A 16635-nucleotide genomic window follows, 5' to 3' on the forward strand; every position below is an offset into this window, starting at 1 on the left:
AGAAAACGATGTGGGGGACACACATGGCACAACTTTTCTATCGTTACGGAGCAATGAACAGCGGCAAGAGTATTGAAATCCTGAAGGTGGCGCATAACTACGAGGAGCAGGGTAAGCACGTGGTCATCATGACCAGCAGTGTTGACTCCCGCTCCGGCCTGGGGATGATTGCCAGCCGCATGGGGCTAGAACGTAAGGCCGTGCCCGTATACCCAGAGACGAACATTTTCGAAATCGTTAAGGACATGCCGGAGCACATCGATTGCATTCTGATCGACGAGGCCCAGTTCCTGCAGAAGAAGCACGTACTCCAGTGCACCCAGGTCGTCGATGAACTCAACATTCCGGTCATGACTTTTGGCCTCAAGAACGACTTCCAGAACCACCTGTTCAGTGGGAGCGAGGCGCTGCTGCTGTACGCGGACAAAATCGAAGAAATGAAAACTATTTGCTGGTTCTGCGCTAAGAAGGCCACGATGAACTTGCGGGTGCACGATGGCAAGCCAGTTTATGATGGCGAGCAGATCATGATCGGCGGTAATGAGTCCTACTACCCAGTCTGCCGGAAACACTACAACCACCCGAATCTAGAGGAACTGGCTGCCAATGCGCAGGGCAAGGATCCGCTGAAGCACCGTTAGCGGCGCTACCAGTGCAATTAGTAGTAGCAAGGTGCAAAAGTATAGGAGGACCAAATGGATAAAATTTTTGACCAGCTCGAAGGCGTGCTAGAGCGCTACGAGGAGCTGGAAGAACAAATGTCAGACCCCGAAGTCATTAACGACACGAAACGCTACATGGCACTTTCCAAAGAGGAAGGGTCAATGCGGGAAATCGTTGCGGCTTACAAGAAGTACAAGGAAATCCAGGAAGACCTGGACGAGAGTGAAGAGTTACTGCGCGAGAGTAAAGACCAGGACATGATCGACATGGCCAAGGAAGAAATCGACAGCGACAAGGAGCAAAAGGACAAGCTGGAGGAACAGCTCAAGGTCCTGATGCTGCCGAAGGATCCGAACGATGACAAGAACATCATCATGGAAATCCACGGGGCCGCTGGTGGGGATGAAGCCAGCCTCTTTGCCGCCGACCTGCTCAACATGTACACCCGTTACGCAGAACGCCAGGGCTGGAAGACCGAAATCATCGACGAATCACCAACCGACGTCGGTGGTTACAAGGAAGTTGTCATCATGATCACCGGTGACAGTGTTTACTCCAAGCTGAAGTACGAAAACGGGGCGCACCGGGTGCAGCGGATCCCCGCAACTGAAAGTGCCGGCCGCGTGCACACCAGTACCGCAACCGTCGGCGTGATGCCTGAATATGAGAAGGTTGACCTCGTGCTCGACCCGAAGGACATCCGCACCGATGTTTACCGTTCCAGCGGTGCCGGTGGTCAGCACATTAACAAAACTAGTTCCGCGGTGCGGATGACGCACATTCCGTCCGGGATTGTCGTTGCGATGCAAGATGAGCGTTCCCAGCAGCAGAACCGGGTCAAGGCACTGCAGATTCTGACCGCGCGGGTTTACGACTACTACGAAAGTCAGAACGAAGAGGAATACGCCAACAAGCGCAAGACCGCAATCGGTTCCGGGGACCGGTCCGAACGGATTCGGACTTACAACTACCCGCAAAACCGGGTTACTGACCACCGCATCGGGCTGAGTCTCAACAAGCTGGACCGGATTATGAACGGTGAGCTGGACGACATCATTTCGGCCCTGATCGTGCAAGACCAGACCAAGAAGATGGAGCAACTGAATGTCTAAGACTTACCGGGAGGCGCTCCAAGGGGCGTCTCTCTTGCTGGAAAAGGCCGGGATTCCGGCTGATGGAGCTAATTTTGTGCTCGCCAGCCGCCTGCACTGGTCGCGCAGCCAACTGATTTTGCACGGCCGGGACGAAATGTCAGCCGCGGTTGCCGAGCAGTTTAACGCGGATCTGCACCGCCTGCTGCAAAATGAGCCGGCGCAGTACATTGTCGGCACCGCTCCGTTTTGGGGCCGCGATTTTGCTGTCGATGAGCGGGTGCTAATTCCCCGTTTTGACACCGAACTGCTTGTTGAGTGGGTTCTGAATGAGCAAACGGCTGCGCAAACAGGGCTCGACCTCGGTACCGGCAGTGGGGCGATCGGCATCACCCTGAAGTTGGAACAGCCACAGCTGAAGATGACACTCAGTGATTTGTCAGCGGGGGCGCTGGTGGTGAGCCGGCAAAACGCACAGACATTAGGCGCGGATGTTGAGTTTGTGCAGAGCGACCTGCTGGCGAATATTGACGGGCGCTTCGACTTCATCGTCAGCAACTTGCCCTACATTGATGTGGCCGAGCAGGACGTTATGGACACGAGCACGAAGCTGTTTGAGCCGGCGCTGGCGCTGTACGCACCGCAAAAGGGCTTGGCACTGTTCGAACAACTCTTCAGGCAGCTGCCGGCGCACCTGAACCCGGACGCTGCAGCTTACCTGGAGTTCGGCTACCACCAGCAGCCCGCCCTTGAGCGAATGATCAGTACCATGTTGCCAGACGCGAGCGCTGAGTTCCGGTGTGATGATGCCGGCAATCCGCGGGCAGTCAAAATCAGTTTCTGATTTCTTGGGTGGGCTTAACGCTTATTTAATATGAAAGGTCATTACGATAATAATGGAAACAAAGATTTTCACCAAGGCGACCGTTAAAGAGGCTGCCAAGTTGATCCAGGCTGGGGAGCTCGTTGCGTTTCCAACTGAAACGGTGTATGGACTGGGGGCGGACGCGACCAATGAAGTGGCCGCCGCTAATGTCTACAAGGCCAAGGGGCGGCCAAGTGACAACCCACTGATTGTCACGGTCGCGGACGTTGCAACGGTTGAACGTTTTGCAATCATCACCCCGGCAGCGCGCAAGCTCATGGACAAGTTCTGGCCGGGTTCACTGACCATTATTTTGCCGCTGAAGCCTGGCGCGCTGAACATGACGGTTACCGGGGGCTTGCACACTGCGGCCTTCCGGAATCCAGCCAACGAAACGACGCTCGCGTTGATTCGGGCTGCCGGGACGCCAATTGTTGGCCCGTCAGCTAATCTGTCTGGTAAGCCCAGCCCGACGACCGCGCAGCACGTGATGCACGACATGAACGGGCGCATCGCCGGGATCCTCGATGATGGACCGACCACGGTTGGGGTCGAGTCAACTATCATCGATATGTCTACCGATCAGCCGGCAATTTTGCGGCCCGGTGCAATTGATGAAGAAATGCTCAAGCCAGTTATTGGTGAGGTGCAGACCGACAAGCACCACGTTGGCGCCAACGAGACGCCCAAGGCACCAGGGATGAAGTACAAGCACTACGCTCCGGACGCTCAGGTAGTCATCGTTGACCACGAGGCGGATTTTGCGGCTGCACTGGCATGGGCGAAGGCTAGCGGCAAGGATTTCGGTTTGCTGGCAACGGATGGCATCTTGCAAAAGTATGGTCAGGATTTGCCGACCTACTCACTGGGCAGTGACATCACGAGTGCGACCCGCGATTTATTTGCTGGTCTGCGCTACTTTGACCTGCACCCCCAGGTCGAGATGGTGCTTGCAGAGGGCTTCCCGGCCCGTGGTTTGGGTGAGGCCTACATGAACCGCATCGAAAAATCTGCTGGTGGCATGCATTTTTCCGCAGATGCGCGTGCATAAGTTCGGAATTTGGATATAATAGAACAGGCTGTGCCTGCGTGGGGCACTCAAAGATAGGAGAACGCACAATAATGGGTAAGTTTACCGTTTTGAATCACCCGCTGATTCAGCACAAGTTGACACTGATTCGCGATAAGAACGCAGGGACTAAGGAATTCCGTGAGATTGCTAACGAAATTGCAGAACTCATGGTTTACGAAATTACCCGTGATTTGCCACTTCAGGACGTTGAAGTCGAGACACCAATGGGCAAGACGGTGCAGAAGGAATTAGCCGGCAAGAAGCTGGCTGTTATCCCGATTCTGCGGGCCGGGCTCGGCATGGTCGATGGCGTTTTGCGTCTGATTCCTGCAGCTAAAGTTGGGCACATCGGTATGTACCGGGACGAAAAGACTCTGAAACCACACGAGTACTTCGTCAAGATGCCTGCCGACATCGAGCAGCGTGACCTGTTCATCGTTGACCCAATGCTCGCCACTGGTGGTTCAGCGAACATGGCCATTGAGGCACTGAAGAAGCGTGGGGCAACCTCCATGCGTTTGATCGTGCTGGTTGCGGCTCCAGAAGGGGTTGCGGCAATTCAAGAGGCCAACCCTGATGTTGACATCTACGCTGCGGCGCTTGATGATCGCCTGACGGATTCCGGCTACATTTTCCCAGGTCTTGGGGATGCCGGGGACCGCTTGTTCGGAACTAAGTAAAGAGTGGGCCACAATGCGGTCAGCTTCTGAGCATTAGAAAAATCGGCGCCTATTCCCGAATTTTGGGGATAGGCGCCGATTTGGCTAAGCGGAGCCATTTCCACTAGTGCAACTTGTTGCCCGTAGTGGAATGGACAACGGAGTAGGAGCTGCATTGTGGGCCACGTTTGTATGCTGGGAGAGTTTGCGACTTGTCGCTTACTCTCCCACATCCGTAGCGTAGCGTAGGTGGCCGACTCCTCACCATAATTACGAACGGTCAGGAGTCGGCCGTGGGTGGTGGCGGTTAATGGTTGCGATGCCTACGCGGGACTTGTCCCCGGCTCTTTTGTTATCTACAGCTATTTTTACCCCCGTTTTCATGAAAAATAGTGGCATTGCGACAAAAAAATTTGATACAAAAATCTGTAATTGTTGCATCAAAATGCCGAATTAGTCAACACTACAACTGTTAAAGCCCGTTGCCATTGCGAGTTGGCGCTTTCATAGCGCGATGCTTGCTAAGCGCCGTCATACCGGCATTTGCTTTTGTCTTTTCATTGCCAAGGTGTTAAAGTAATCAGTGTATTTTGTGGGATGCTCTGCAAAATTCCGTAATTAAGAAAGTTGGGCCCTCTGCGCGTGTTTACATACACTCTGGGTACATGTTTTCGAAAAGGAGGTGAATTCTGTGAACGACAAATATCCCGAACTGCAAATTGGTCCGCTCCGTTTCAACCTTGCTAATGATATTGGCTTGCTTGTTGCCGCGGTGGTAGTGTTCCTGCTGGTTTACTGGTTATCTCGGAATCCGAAAATTCGGCCTGATGGTAAGCAGAACCTGCTTGAATGGGTCATCGATTTCACGAACGGTATTGTAAAGGGAGAAATGCCGGGTACTGAAGGAAATAAGTTTAAGCTGTTTTCCTTTACGATGTTTCTCTTCGTAATTGTGATGAACCAACTAGGTCTGTTCATTAACGTCAATGTTAATGGCTATACCTGGTTCCACTCACCGACCGCAAACCCACTCATCACGATGACGCTTGCGTCGATCGTGCTGATTTTGTCCCATTACTATGGGGTTGAGACGAACGGCTTAGGTGGCTATCTTAAGAGCTATCTGAACCCGATTAACTTGATTGAAGAGTTTACCAACTTCATGACGCTTTCCCTGCGTCTGTACGGTAACATTTTCGCTGGTGAAATCTTAGTTATGCTCTTACGGAACATGGCTTTGAGCGGTGGTTTGACCGGGATTCTTGCCTTCCCATTCGGATTTGTTTTCGAAATGGTCTGGCAAGTGTTCTCAGTGTTCATTGGCAGTATTCAAGCTTATATCTTTGTTATTCTCGGGTCAGTTTACATGTCCCACAAGGCAGTTAAAGAATAGTTTTTAGGAGGAAGAAACACTCATGAAAGATCTCGCAGCAGCTCTTGTAGCTGGTATCGCCGCCCTCGCCGCTGGTTATGGTAACGGGCAAGTTATTAGTAAGACAATTGAAAGTATGGCTCGGCAGCCAGAAATGTCTGGTCAGCTCCGTGGGACGATGCTTCTTGGTGTCGGTCTTATCGAAGCTGTGCCAATCATCGCTATCGCCATTTCATTCCTGATTCTCTTCATGTAATTGTTGAGACAGTCAAAAAGGAAGGGAGTGGCATAGATGATTCACGGATTAATTGGTGCCGCTGGCCTTGAACTCGGCGATATGCTCTTCACGCTGGTAACCTTTATTGTTCTGATGCTTCTCGTTGGGAAGTACGCTTGGGGTCCTGTCACCAAGATGATGGCCAAGCGTCAGGACAAGATTACTGATGATCTTGATTACGCTGACAAGTCCCGTGCGGAAGCACAGGAGCTGCTGAACAAGCGGCAGAGCGAACTCAAGAACACGCAGGCAGAAGCGGTTTCCATCGTGAACACTGCTAAGGCTAACGGTGAAAAGCAGAGCAAAGAAATCGTTGCCCAGGCGCACGCAGAGGCCTCAGACCTCAAAGCTAAGGCACAAGACGATATCGCCCAGGCTAAGCAAGACGCCCTTAACGGCGCCCGCGATCAGGTTGCGGATCTGTCCGTTACAATCGCAAGCAAAATCATCGGCAAGGAACTTAACGCTGACGATCAGCAGGCCCTCATTGACGATTACATCAAAGGGCTAGGTGATTAGTATGGCGCTTACGAATGCAATCGTTGCACCACGGTACGGAGCGGCGCTTTTCGCGCTCGCCAGTGAACAGGGTCAGGTTGACTCCGTTCACGAAGAACTGCAACAGCTTGAAGCCGTCATTAATGACCAACCTCAGCTATTAGCAGCCCTATCCGCACCGGAACTTACACCAGAGACTAAGCAGAGTTTTGTTGACATCCTGAAGAAGGACGCCAGCCAAATCACGCAGAATCTGATTCAAATGGTGTTTGATTACGGTCGCATCGCTGCACTGCCCGCTATTATTGATAATTACGAGCAGCAAATGCGCCAGGATGCTGGGCTCGTTACCGGTACGGTGACGACCGCAGTTCCAATGTCAAACGAGCAAGCCGCAAAGCTCTCAGCAGCAATTGCGACGAAGATCGGTGCTAAGAAGGCCGAACTTAAGCAGAACGTTGACACAAGCATTATCGGCGGTGTCCGGGTAGAGGCAGCCAATCTTGTTATTGACGGCACTGTCCGTAGTCGCATTAACAAGATTCGCGCCACACTATTAGCACATTAGAATTATTAGCGAAGAGGTGAAGTCATGGCTATTAAGTCAGAAGAAATTAGCGCACTGATCAAAGAACAGTTGACGCATTATGAATCCGACCTCTCCGTCGAGGAAGTCGGTACCGTAACCTACATTGGTGACGGGATTGCCCGTGCTCACGGGCTCGACAACGCCATGGCCGGTGAACTTTTGCAGTTTGCAAATGGTTCATACGGTATGGTTCAGAACCTTGAAACGAATGACGTCGGTATCATCATCCTTGGTGATTTTGACAACATTCGTGAAGGCGACACCGTGAAGCGCACCGGCCGGATCATGGAAGTTCCAGTTGGCGATGCCCTGATTGGGCGTGTTGTTAACACACTGGGACAACCTATTGATGGTCTTGGCGACATTAAGACTGACAAGACGCGGCCAATCGAGGCGAAAGCCCCAGGTGTTATGCAGCGGAAGTCAGTCTTCGAACCACTGCAGACTGGGCTCAAGGCGGTTGACGCCCTGGTTCCAATCGGCCGTGGCCAACGTGAACTGATTATCGGTGACCGGAAGACTGGTAAGACGAGTATTGCGATTGATACCATCATTAACCAGAAAGATCAGGACATGATCTGTATTTACGTTGCGATTGGGCAGAAGGACTCAACTGTCCGTAGTACTGTCGAAACGCTCCGTAAGTTCGGTGCCCTGGATTACACGATCGTCCTTTCAGCTGGTCCTTCAGAGCCAGCACCTATGCTGTACCTGGCACCTTATGCCGGTGCAGCGATGGGTGAGGAATTCATGTACAATGGCAAGCACGTCCTCATCGTGTACGATGATTTGACGAAGCAGGCTAACGCATACCGTGAAATTTCCCTGCTGCTCCGTCGGCCACCGGCACGTGAAGCTTACCCTGGTGACATTTTCTACACCCACTCACGTTTGCTCGAACGGGCTGCAAAGCTTAGCGACAAGCTCGGTGGTGGTTCAATGACGGCTTTGCCGATTATTGAAACCCAGGCTGGTGACGTTTCTGCGTACATTCCAACCAACGTTATCAGTATCACTGATGGTCAAATCTTCTTGCAGAGTGACTTATTCTACGCTGGGACGCGGCCAGCTATCGACGCAGGTACCTCCGTTTCCCGTGTTGGTGGGGACGCTCAGGTTAAGGCCATGAAGAAAGTTGCCGGGACCCTGCGTCTTGACCTTGCTTCATACCGTGAACTGGAAGCCTTCAGTCAATTCGGTTCCGATCTGGATGCGGCAACGCAGTCCAAGTTGAACCGTGGTAAGCGGACCGTTGAAGTATTGAAGCAGCCACTCCACAAGACCCTGCCAGTTGAGGACCAAGTGCTTGCACTTTACGCCTTGACGCACGGCTTTATGGACAGTGTTCCTGTTGGCGACATCGCTCGCTTCCAGGATGAACTGTTTGATTACTTCAAGGCTAACGCTAGTGACCTTGCTGACAGCATTGCTAAGACTGGTAAGTTGCCAGACACCGACAAGATGGATGCAGCAATGAAGTCATTCAGTGACGGTTTTGCCCCAACTGATGACGACAGCTCCGCCGAATAGGAGGTGCAACCATGGCTGATTCATTAATTGATATTAAGCGCCGGATTGCTTCAACGAAGAAAACCCGGCAAATCACCTCGGCCATGCAGATGGTTTCTGGTGCAAAACTGAATCAGGTTGAAAAGCGCTCTGGAGCGTACGAAATCTATGCCGACAAGGTCCGGGAAACCGTTACCCACTTGGCACAGAGTCAGTTGCTCACACTGGCTGCTCGCGAAGCAACCGATAAGAAAGACGACGACATGAAGGTCCTTGTCAGCGACCTGCTGCAACAGCGGGAAGTTAAGAAGGTCGGCTACCTCGTCATCACGAGTGATCGTGGTCTTGTTGGAAGCTACAACAGCAACATTTTGAAGTCCATGCTCGACGTTCTGAAGAGCGATGAGCACCCATCTTCCATCATGGCTATTGGTGGGGTCGGGTCCGACTTCTTTAAGGCGCGCAACGTGAACGTGGCGTACGAATACCGGGGTGTCTCTGACATTCCGACTTTCGATGAAGTGCGGGAAATTGTTAAGACCGCCGTTTCGATGTATCGGAACGAGGTCTTCGATGAACTGTACGTCTGCTACAATCACCACGTTAACTCACTTACATCAACGTTCCGTGTTGAAAAGATGCTGCCAATCAACGACCTTGATCCTGAGGAAGTTAGTGACACACCGATTCAATACCTGACCGAGCCAGATCTGGATTCAGTTCTGGATGCGGTCTTGCCCCAATACGCCGAGAGTTTGATTTTCGGTGCGATCATCGATGCCAAAACGGCGGAACACGCTGCATCAATGACAGCGATGAAGGCGGCAACTGACAACGCTGATGATCTGATCAGTAACCTGTCGACGCGCTACAACCGCGCCCGGCAAGCAGCCATCACCACCGAACTGACAGAAATTGTCAGTGGTGCGGCTGCGGTTGAATAGACAATAATTTTGCGGGGAGGACGACGCAATTGAGTAATTCTACAGGGAAAGTCGTACAAGTGATTGGCCCTGTCGTCGATGTAGCCTTTCCCATTAACGATTCCTTACCAAAAATCAACAACGCCTTGAACATTAAGATCAACGACGACACAAACCTGGTTTGTGAAGTTGCCGTTGAACTTGGTGATGGCGTCATGCGGACCATTGCGATGGCCAGCACGGATGGTTTGCAGCGTGGTGCTGTTGCCGTCGACACTGGTGCGTCAATTTCCGTGCCAGTTGGTAAGGACACTCTTGGTCGAGTGTTCAACGTTTTGGGAGACACCATTGATGACGGCGAGAAGTTTGGTCCCGATCACCAGCGCGATGTTATCCACAAAAAAGCTCCAAAGTTTGACGATCTGAGCACAAGTTCAGAAATTCTTGAAACTGGTATCAAAGTTATCGACTTGCTTGCCCCATACTTACGTGGTGGTAAGATCGGTCTCTTCGGTGGTGCCGGTGTTGGGAAGACGGTTCTTATCCAAGAGCTCATCCACAACATTGCTGAAGAACACGGTGGTATCTCCGTGTTCACCGGTGTTGGTGAACGGACTCGTGAAGGTAATGACCTGTACTTCGAAATGAAGGGTTCAGGTGTTTTGAAGAACACCGCCATGGTCTTCGGTCAAATGAACGAAGCCCCTGGTGCCCGGATGCGGGTTGCACTGACCGGTTTGACCATCGCGGAATACTTCCGTGATGTTGAAGGCCAGGACGTGCTGCTCTTCATCGACAACATTTTCCGGTTCACGCAAGCCGGTTCTGAAGTTTCCGCGCTGCTTGGCCGGGTGCCAAGTGCCGTTGGTTACCAACCAACCCTTGCTACCGAAATGGGTCAGTTGCAGGAACGGATCACTTCCACCAAGAAGGGTTCAATCACGTCTATCCAGGCCGTTTACGTGCCTGCCGATGACTACACTGACCCTGCACCTGCAACAACCTTTGCCCACTTGGATGCCACCACTAACCTGGAACGGCGTTTGACCCAAATGGGTATCTACCCAGCTGTTGACCCATTGGCATCATCATCCAGTGCCCTCACACCCGAGATTGTTGGGCAAGAGCACTATGACGTTGCGATGGAAGTTCAACACGTGCTGCAGCGTTACGCTGAATTGCAGGACATCATTTCCATCTTGGGGATGGATGAACTGTCTGATGACGAAAAGCTGGTCGTTGCGCGTGCGCGGCGCATTCAGTTCTTCTTGAGTCAGAACTTCAACGTTGCTGAACAGTTTACTGGGCAGCCAGGTTCCTACGTACCAGTTGCTGAAACTGTTAAGGACTGCAAGGCAATTCTTGATGGCAAGTACGACGATGTGCCTGAAGAGGCATTCCGTTTGGTTGGTAACATTGACGACGTTTTGGCAAAAGCTAAGACCCTCGGCTACGAACCAAAGACTACTGCCGCAGCTGCTGAGTAGGGGGGATCAACATGGCCGACGATAAGAACGTGCTGACGGTCAACATCGTCACGCCGGACGGATTGGTTTACGACCACCACGCCAAAATGGTGGTTGTCCGGTCCACAGATGGTGATCTCGGCATCATGGCTAACCACGAGCCAATCGTGGCTCCTCTGCAAATCGGTGAGGTTCGCATTCAGCGGATCGACAAGCCTGGTCATGAAGACCGGGTCGCCGTTAACGGTGGGTTCATGGAGATGAATGGCAACACTGCCTCCATCATCGCGGACTCCGCCGAACGGGCACGCGACATTGACTTGACGCGTGCGCAGGCTGCACGGGAACGTGCGCAGCGGCGCATCGATGCTGCTAAGCAGAAAAACGATGCTGACGAGCTTAAGCGCGCCCAAGTTGCTCTGCAACGCGCGGTTAACCGAATCAACGTTAAGAACAGCAAACTTAATCAGTAGATGTTCGCCAAAAGGCTGCTCCGTGTGCAAACACGGGGTGGCTTTTTGCTGTACATAGTGTTGTGTTGAAAGTCCGCCGGGAGGGGTACCACTGCTGTACTTCGCTACCCGGGCGGCGGGCGCATTTTCCTCCCACTTCGCTCGCGGTAGTGACAGACAGGCATGCTGGGGCCGTTGCAGGCTTGGCAAAGTGCGCCAAGTCTTCCACTGAGTTCCGAGCCCGCCGTGTTAGGGCAGCCCGAGCGGTAAACTAACAATCAGCGAATATATCCTCCTTGCGGTCTCTCCACTCTCCCCGATTATTGATAGTAATAGGCTGGTAAAGCCCACCAGCCTATTACTATCAATAATCGTTTCAGCATGGTCACTACCGCCAGCTACGTTCCCGGAAAAGGCGCCCGCTGCCCTACAGTGATGTTCTTAATTTATAGAAATCAACCTTACGGCGACTGTGTAGACGTCTACTGGCTACCTTAATTTCGCTGCAAGTGTTCGGGTTCTCCGGAACACTTGATAATATATTTAATTATATAGTTGCTGAGCGTCAATCAAGCTAATTTAACATCCACGTTGTCTAATTGATACCTTAGGCAACGGTGCAAATTAGTTAACGACTATTTGTTACGTAGTTAAACAATAGGGATGATATGCGAACTGCACCCTAATCAACAGGCTATGGTGACCATCGGAACCTGTTTCGCGTATTCACAAACTCAGAGGGGGCAGGTGATTAGTTAGTTGGTCTAATTCACTATCTGACGATTAGAAGTGAATGTAGCCGGGAGGGGCGTCGCAGCGTAGTGGAGTATATGCCGCGTAAAGCCCATACAGTTGTTAAGCAGTGGGTTTCTGCTTAACAAATGGGGGTGAATTTGGGACCGCGACTGAACGCAGTGAGGGCGGCCCCAAATTTAGGTGAAAGCCACACGGAGCAAAGCGGAGTTTGGCTGTAGCCGGCCCCGGGCTGTTCCACGCGAAAGCATATACGGAGCGAAGCAGTGGCGCCCCTCCCCGCGGCCGATCACTGCCAGCCCTGCAATTTTCTCACCACGGTAGTAGTAACGGTAAATAACTGGCTGCGGATTGCACTCAATTGTGAATCAATGGCGATAGCAGGCTCGATTTCTGAAAGTATTTATAATTATGTGCATACTTTTACTTGTTCTTAACCAAGAAGCTGCTATCAACGCTTTTTGTGGCCGCGATTTTTTGGTATGATTACAAGCGGAGGATTCTGTAATGACCCAATCGTTCGGTATTAACGGTTTATTCACTTTGTTATCGCATCTAGTGTTCATCATCATGGTTTGGCGAACACTGATTGCGCTGCGTTTTGACAAAATTTTGAAACCCAACCGGGTCCGGGAGAGTCAGTTACTGCTGTTTTTCGTTGCGGTTGCGTTGGGATACCTCGTGTCATCATGCTTCTTATCGCTGGTTCAAGCGGTACGGGACATGACTTACTTGATTAAATAATAATTGCCGCAGTTATTGCGGTTTAAAACTCTGAGGGGAGCATCATCCATGGCTAAAGACATCGGGATCGATTTGGGAACGGCGAACGTTCTCATCAACGTAAAGGGGAAGGGTATCGTTTTAAACGAACCTTCCGTAGTTGCTATCGATACCTCAAACGGCAAAGTAGTAGCGGTCGGCGCTGAAGCTTACCGCATGGTCGGGCGGACGCCTGGCAACATTCGTTCAATTCGGCCACTGAAGGACGGCGTTATTGCTGACTTCGATATCACCGAAGCAATGCTCGAATACTTCATTAACAAGTTGAATGTTAAGGGCTTTCTGAGCAAGCCGAACATTCTGATTTGTGCACCAACGAACATCACGTCAATCGAACAAAAAGCCATTATTGAAGCCGCTGAACGTTCCGGCGGCGGCAAGGTTTACCTTGAATTCGAACCTAAAGTTGCCGCTGTTGGTGCTGGCCTCGATATTTTCCAGCCCCAGGGGAACATGGTGATCGATATCGGTGGTGGGACCTCTGATGTCGCTGTTTTGTCCATGGGTGAAATCGTTACGAGTGAGTCATTGCGGCTTGCCGGTGACAAAATGGATGCGGCCATCGTTAGCTACGTTAAGAACAAGCACAAGCTGCTGATTGGTGAGCACACTGCTGAACAGCTGAAAATCGAAATCGGTGCCGTTTATGAAGCCAAGGAAGACGACACGATGGAAGTTCGCGGCCGCGACATCGCCACTGGTTTACCACGGGAAGTCGTTGTGACCTCTGTTGAAGTTCAGGACGCCCTCAGCGATGTCATGAACAGCGTAATTGCTGCCGCCAAGGAAGTCTTGGAGAAGACTCCACCTGAGCTCTCTGCGGACATCATTGACCGCGGCGTGATGCTGACTGGTGGTGGTGCGCTCCTCAAGGGTATCTCCAAGTTGTTCTCTTCCGAATTGCACGTTCCTGTCCTGCTGGCTGAAGACCCACTGGATGCCGTTGCTCTGGGGACCGGTGTTTTGCTTGACAACATTGCGCACCACAAGCAGTACTAAAAATCGAGGCTAGAGAATGAGTACATTCACCCAGGTGATGCGATACATTTTGATTATCATTCTTGTTTGCCTGCTTGCACTCGTACTCGGCAGTATGATCGGTTACGCGATTGGTGGCGGCAATCCTTTTGCTGTGTTCTTACCGAGCACGTGGGCGCACATCTTTGAATTCTTGAAGTGAGCATCATGAAGACGATTATGATTGGCCTCATTCACTTCTACCAGCGCTTCATATCGCCCCTGTTTCCGCCGTCCTGTCGTTACTATCCGACTTGTAGTCAGTATGCAATCGATGCGGTCGGCAAGCATGGCGCGATCCTAGGGCTCATAATGGGGACTGCCCGGATCCTGCGGTGCAATCCCTTTGTGCGTGGGGGGTACGATCCGGTTCCAGACCACTTCACGCTGCGCCGGAACAAACAAGTTGATAAGAATCAGTAATTTTCGAAGCGGAGGCAACATGACTAAAGAAAGAAAAATTAGTATAAGCATGGACGCTGTTGAGCGCAATGAGCGTACTGTGTCCGTATTAAAGATTGGCAAAGATGAAATTGGTGTGATTGAACCCCGGGGCGAGAAGTTTATGGCTTTCCCTAGCGGTAGCGATGGGGAACAACTCTTCAAGTCTGAAGAGGATGCTGTCAACTATGTGATTTCGACCTACCATTTGCACCAAGCTTAACGCGCCAATGGTAAAGGAGTGACTCTTTGACTGATAAATCAAGTTCCAAAAAAAACGATGGCGACCGGATCGACTACGGAATTATTTTGACCATCATGTTGCTAGGTCTCATCGGGATGGCGGCCATTTATATGGCGATGCGCAACGATGGGACTCAGGCCTCAGCAATCAAGGGCGTGATCATGCAGCTAGTTTGGTTTGCGATTGGTAGCGTCGGGGTGATCTTCGTCATGCGCTTCGACTCCGAGCAGTTGTGGCGCATCGCTCCGTATCTGTACGCGCTGGGAATTTTTCTCCTAGTTGCTGTGCTAGTCTTCTATGACCGGACGGTTGCGGCGAGCACCGGTGCCAAGTCTTGGTTTAAACTCGGGCCGATTACCTTCCAGCCTAGTGAAGTGATGAAGCCGGCTTACATCTTGATGCTGAGTCGGGTCGTTACCCTGCACAACACTGCGCGGGAACACAGCTGGAAGAACGATTGGGTCCTGATTGGCCGCATGCTTTTGTGGACCTTACCGGTTGCGGCACTGTTGATCTTGCAACATGACTTGGGGACCACCTTGGTCTTCCTGGCCATCTTTGCCGGGATCGTGCTCGTTTCAGGAGTCACTTGGAAAATTATCGCCCCAATTTTTGGGGGTGCGATCGGGATCGGTGGTAGTGCCTTGTACATGGCCGTGCAGCCGTGGGGGCAGGCAATCCTGCGCCACGTCGGCTTCAAAGCCTACCAGTTCGCCCGGATCGACTCGTGGCTCAATCCGTCTGGTGCAACCAGCGGTAGTAGTTACCAGATTTGGCAGGCGATGAAGGCAATCGGTTCTGGTCAGTTAACTGGCTCGGGACTCGGTAACATCAAGGTTGTCGTTCCGGTTCAGGAGTCCGACATGATTTTCTCCGTGATTGGGGAGACGATGGGCTTCGTTGGTGCGGCGATTCTGATCATTCTGTACTTCCTGCTCATTTACCAAATGTTGCGCGTGACCTTTGATACCAAAAATGAGTTTTACGCGTACATTTCCACCGGGGTCGTGATGATGATCGTCTTCCACGTGTTTGAAAACATTGGGATGAACATTGGATTGCTGCCACTGACCGGGATTCCGTTGCCGTTCATTAGCCAGGGGGGTTCCTTCCTACTAGCGGATCTCTTGTGTATGGGGATGGTGCTGTCGATGCGCTATCACCACCAGAGTTATATGTTCAGTAACAACGAGGGCTTTACCAGCCCAGAACCTAAGAAATAAGCACCAAGAAAGCCCGCAGCGATTTGGCTGCGGGCTTTCTTCATGGATAAATTCAGCTACTTCTTGAGGTACTTGCTGTAATCGGTGCCACCAAAATTGGGATTACCACTTGGCTTTTCGGGTATCTGGAGCAAAATTTTGCCATCCTTTAATTCACTTTGGTAATCATGATTAACAGCCTGTACAATCAGGTCGGCATCGATGGCGGTCAGCCCGGATTGCGCTTGGGTCTGCTGGTCGATGTTCATCATGTGGACATCTTCCCGGCCGCCAACGTCAGCGGAAATTTTGAGGCCCGGCAGACTGCTCCCAATGGTGTTCATGATTTGCGCAAGTGGTGAGTAGGGCCGGTGGTTGACGGTCATCCGCGCGCTAACTAGTTCTGCGGCGGCACCGTCAAGCGTGAACGGGGTGGTCTTGGCCTTGATTGCGGCTAAAAATTCGGGAATACTGCGCACTGTTTGCATAATCGTACCTCTTCGTCAGTGGTCCGGCAGCTCGCCAGACCGAATATAATTTAACCATAGCGATATTGAATGCCAAAAGCAACGGCTTTGGGGCCCGGGAGTCCGTGAATGCGGGTGTGTCGCTATTTTACCATCTAAATTAACTGTTAATTCTTAGTTTTGTATCATTAATTATTTTGGCGAGAAACCCCTGACTTTAGACAGGGGAGGCAAGATCGCACTGACTAGCGCTATTTTAACCTTTTTGCTGGGGTGCCCTGGCCTTTCTCCT

General features: G+C 51.7%; 20 protein-coding genes. 19 read left to right on the forward strand and 1 reads right to left on the reverse strand.

Annotated elements, in window-relative coordinates; translation table 11 throughout:
* Positions 1–23 precede the first annotated feature (23 nt).
* The 19 genes from GN107_RS01450 (at position 24) to GN107_RS01540 (ending at position 15897) form a co-directional block, all read left to right on the forward strand.
* Positions 24–641, forward strand: a complete 618-nt coding sequence (locus GN107_RS01450; RefSeq protein ID WP_155286009.1) for a thymidine kinase — start codon at positions 24–26, stop codon at positions 639–641.
* 54 nt (positions 642–695) lie between these two features.
* Positions 696–1775 carry a peptide chain release factor 1 gene (gene prfA, locus GN107_RS01455; RefSeq protein WP_155286008.1) on the forward strand — a complete coding sequence of 360 codons (1080 nt, stop codon included), beginning with the start codon at positions 696–698 and terminating at the stop codon, positions 1773–1775.
* Positions 1768–2598, forward strand: coding sequence for a peptide chain release factor N(5)-glutamine methyltransferase (gene prmC, locus GN107_RS01460; RefSeq protein WP_155286007.1), 831 nt, complete (start codon positions 1768–1770; stop codon positions 2596–2598). Before prfA ends, prmC begins: the two co-directional genes overlap by 8 nt.
* A 52-nt stretch (positions 2599–2650) precedes the next feature.
* Positions 2651–3670 (forward strand): L-threonylcarbamoyladenylate synthase, encoded by a 1020-nt coding sequence (locus tag GN107_RS01465; protein ID WP_155286006.1) that lies wholly within the window; start codon positions 2651–2653, stop codon positions 3668–3670.
* Positions 3671–3741: 71 nt separating this feature from the next.
* Positions 3742–4371 carry a uracil phosphoribosyltransferase gene (gene upp, locus GN107_RS01470; protein WP_155286005.1) on the forward strand — a complete coding sequence of 210 codons (630 nt, stop codon included), beginning with the start codon at positions 3742–3744 and terminating at the stop codon, positions 4369–4371.
* Positions 4372–5041: 670 nt separating this feature from the next.
* The gene (atpB, locus tag GN107_RS01475; protein ID WP_155286004.1) at positions 5042–5743 is read left to right on the forward strand and encodes a F0F1 ATP synthase subunit A; all 702 of its coding nucleotides are present in this window, start codon (positions 5042–5044) and stop codon (positions 5741–5743) included.
* 22 nt (positions 5744–5765) lie between these two features.
* Positions 5766–5978, forward strand: a complete 213-nt coding sequence (atpE, locus tag GN107_RS01480) for a F0F1 ATP synthase subunit C (protein WP_155286003.1) — start codon at positions 5766–5768, stop codon at positions 5976–5978.
* 36 nt (positions 5979–6014) lie between these two features.
* The gene (atpF, locus tag GN107_RS01485) at positions 6015–6518 is read left to right on the forward strand and encodes a F0F1 ATP synthase subunit B (RefSeq protein ID WP_155286002.1); all 504 of its coding nucleotides are present in this window, start codon (positions 6015–6017) and stop codon (positions 6516–6518) included.
* Position 6519: 1 nt separating this feature from the next.
* Complete coding sequence (gene atpH, locus GN107_RS01490) at positions 6520–7065, forward strand: ATP synthase F1 subunit delta (protein ID WP_155286001.1); 546 nt, start codon at positions 6520–6522, stop codon at positions 7063–7065.
* A gap of 24 nt (positions 7066–7089) precedes the next feature.
* The gene (gene atpA, locus GN107_RS01495) at positions 7090–8616 is read left to right on the forward strand and encodes a F0F1 ATP synthase subunit alpha (RefSeq protein WP_155286000.1); all 1527 of its coding nucleotides are present in this window, start codon (positions 7090–7092) and stop codon (positions 8614–8616) included.
* An 11-nt stretch (positions 8617–8627) separates the two neighbouring features.
* Positions 8628–9539, forward strand: a complete 912-nt coding sequence (locus GN107_RS01500; RefSeq protein ID WP_155285999.1) for a F0F1 ATP synthase subunit gamma — start codon at positions 8628–8630, stop codon at positions 9537–9539.
* A 29-nt stretch (positions 9540–9568) separates the two neighbouring features.
* Positions 9569–11005, forward strand: a complete 1437-nt coding sequence (gene atpD, locus GN107_RS01505; RefSeq protein ID WP_155285998.1) for a F0F1 ATP synthase subunit beta — start codon at positions 9569–9571, stop codon at positions 11003–11005.
* Between the two features lie 11 nt (positions 11006–11016).
* Positions 11017–11457 carry a F0F1 ATP synthase subunit epsilon gene (locus GN107_RS01510; protein ID WP_155285997.1) on the forward strand — a complete coding sequence of 147 codons (441 nt, stop codon included), beginning with the start codon at positions 11017–11019 and terminating at the stop codon, positions 11455–11457.
* Positions 11458–12696: 1239 nt separating this feature from the next.
* Positions 12697–12933 carry a DUF1146 family protein gene (locus tag GN107_RS01515; protein WP_155285996.1) on the forward strand — a complete coding sequence of 79 codons (237 nt, stop codon included), beginning with the start codon at positions 12697–12699 and terminating at the stop codon, positions 12931–12933.
* 48 nt (positions 12934–12981) lie between these two features.
* Positions 12982–13971, forward strand: coding sequence for a rod shape-determining protein (locus tag GN107_RS01520; protein WP_155285995.1), 990 nt, complete (start codon positions 12982–12984; stop codon positions 13969–13971).
* A 16-nt stretch (positions 13972–13987) separates the two neighbouring features.
* The gene (locus GN107_RS01525; RefSeq protein ID WP_155285994.1) at positions 13988–14152 is read left to right on the forward strand and encodes a DNA-directed RNA polymerase subunit beta; all 165 of its coding nucleotides are present in this window, start codon (positions 13988–13990) and stop codon (positions 14150–14152) included.
* A 5-nt stretch (positions 14153–14157) separates the two neighbouring features.
* The gene (yidD, locus tag GN107_RS01530) at positions 14158–14412 is read left to right on the forward strand and encodes a membrane protein insertion efficiency factor YidD (protein ID WP_155285993.1); all 255 of its coding nucleotides are present in this window, start codon (positions 14158–14160) and stop codon (positions 14410–14412) included.
* Between the two features lie 19 nt (positions 14413–14431).
* On the forward strand, positions 14432–14653 hold the full coding sequence (locus GN107_RS01535) for a DUF2969 family protein (protein WP_155285992.1): 222 nt from the start codon (positions 14432–14434) through the stop codon (positions 14651–14653).
* A gap of 26 nt (positions 14654–14679) precedes the next feature.
* A complete protein-coding gene (locus GN107_RS01540; RefSeq protein ID WP_269057679.1) occupies positions 14680–15897 on the forward strand; it encodes an FtsW/RodA/SpoVE family cell cycle protein in 1218 nt (405 codons plus the stop codon).
* A 56-nt stretch (positions 15898–15953) separates the two neighbouring features.
* Here the strand turns inward: GN107_RS01540 and GN107_RS01545 are convergent, their stop codons facing one another.
* The gene (locus tag GN107_RS01545; RefSeq protein ID WP_155285991.1) at positions 15954–16364 is read right to left on the reverse strand and encodes a hypothetical protein; all 411 of its coding nucleotides are present in this window, start codon (positions 16362–16364) and stop codon (positions 15954–15956) included.
* Positions 16365–16635: the final 271 nt, after the last annotated feature.

Source organism: Lacticaseibacillus zhaodongensis (assembly GCF_009687905.1).
Classification (GTDB): domain Bacteria; phylum Bacillota; class Bacilli; order Lactobacillales; family Lactobacillaceae; genus Lacticaseibacillus; species Lacticaseibacillus zhaodongensis.

What these genes read in the sequence shown, in the direction of transcription:
- yidD (WP_155285993.1), top strand. Translation starts at nt 14,158, where the DNA reads ATGAAGACGATTATGATTGGCCTCATTCACTTCTACCAGCGCTTCATA.
- GN107_RS01545 (WP_155285991.1), bottom strand. Translation starts at nt 16,364, where the DNA reads ATGCAAACAGTGCGCAGTATTCCCGAATTTTTAGCCGCAATCAAGGCC.
- GN107_RS01535 (WP_155285992.1), top strand. Translation starts at nt 14,432, where the DNA reads ATGACTAAAGAAAGAAAAATTAGTATAAGCATGGACGCTGTTGAGCGC.
- upp (WP_155286005.1), top strand. Translation starts at nt 3,742, where the DNA reads ATGGGTAAGTTTACCGTTTTGAATCACCCGCTGATTCAGCACAAGTTG.
- GN107_RS01525 (WP_155285994.1), top strand. Translation starts at nt 13,988, where the DNA reads ATGAGTACATTCACCCAGGTGATGCGATACATTTTGATTATCATTCTT.
- prmC (WP_155286007.1), top strand. Translation starts at nt 1,768, where the DNA reads ATGTCTAAGACTTACCGGGAGGCGCTCCAAGGGGCGTCTCTCTTGCTG.
- atpA (WP_155286000.1), top strand. Translation starts at nt 7,090, where the DNA reads ATGGCTATTAAGTCAGAAGAAATTAGCGCACTGATCAAAGAACAGTTG.
- atpE (WP_155286003.1), top strand. Translation starts at nt 5,766, where the DNA reads ATGAAAGATCTCGCAGCAGCTCTTGTAGCTGGTATCGCCGCCCTCGCC.
- GN107_RS01515 (WP_155285996.1), top strand. Translation starts at nt 12,697, where the DNA reads ATGACCCAATCGTTCGGTATTAACGGTTTATTCACTTTGTTATCGCAT.
- atpF (WP_155286002.1), top strand. Translation starts at nt 6,015, where the DNA reads ATGATTCACGGATTAATTGGTGCCGCTGGCCTTGAACTCGGCGATATG.
- GN107_RS01465 (WP_155286006.1), top strand. Translation starts at nt 2,651, where the DNA reads ATGGAAACAAAGATTTTCACCAAGGCGACCGTTAAAGAGGCTGCCAAG.
- GN107_RS01520 (WP_155285995.1), top strand. Translation starts at nt 12,982, where the DNA reads ATGGCTAAAGACATCGGGATCGATTTGGGAACGGCGAACGTTCTCATC.
- GN107_RS01450 (WP_155286009.1), top strand. Translation starts at nt 24, where the DNA reads ATGGCACAACTTTTCTATCGTTACGGAGCAATGAACAGCGGCAAGAGT.
- GN107_RS01500 (WP_155285999.1), top strand. Translation starts at nt 8,628, where the DNA reads ATGGCTGATTCATTAATTGATATTAAGCGCCGGATTGCTTCAACGAAG.
- GN107_RS01510 (WP_155285997.1), top strand. Translation starts at nt 11,017, where the DNA reads ATGGCCGACGATAAGAACGTGCTGACGGTCAACATCGTCACGCCGGAC.
- atpH (WP_155286001.1), top strand. Translation starts at nt 6,520, where the DNA reads ATGGCGCTTACGAATGCAATCGTTGCACCACGGTACGGAGCGGCGCTT.
- prfA (WP_155286008.1), top strand. Translation starts at nt 696, where the DNA reads ATGGATAAAATTTTTGACCAGCTCGAAGGCGTGCTAGAGCGCTACGAG.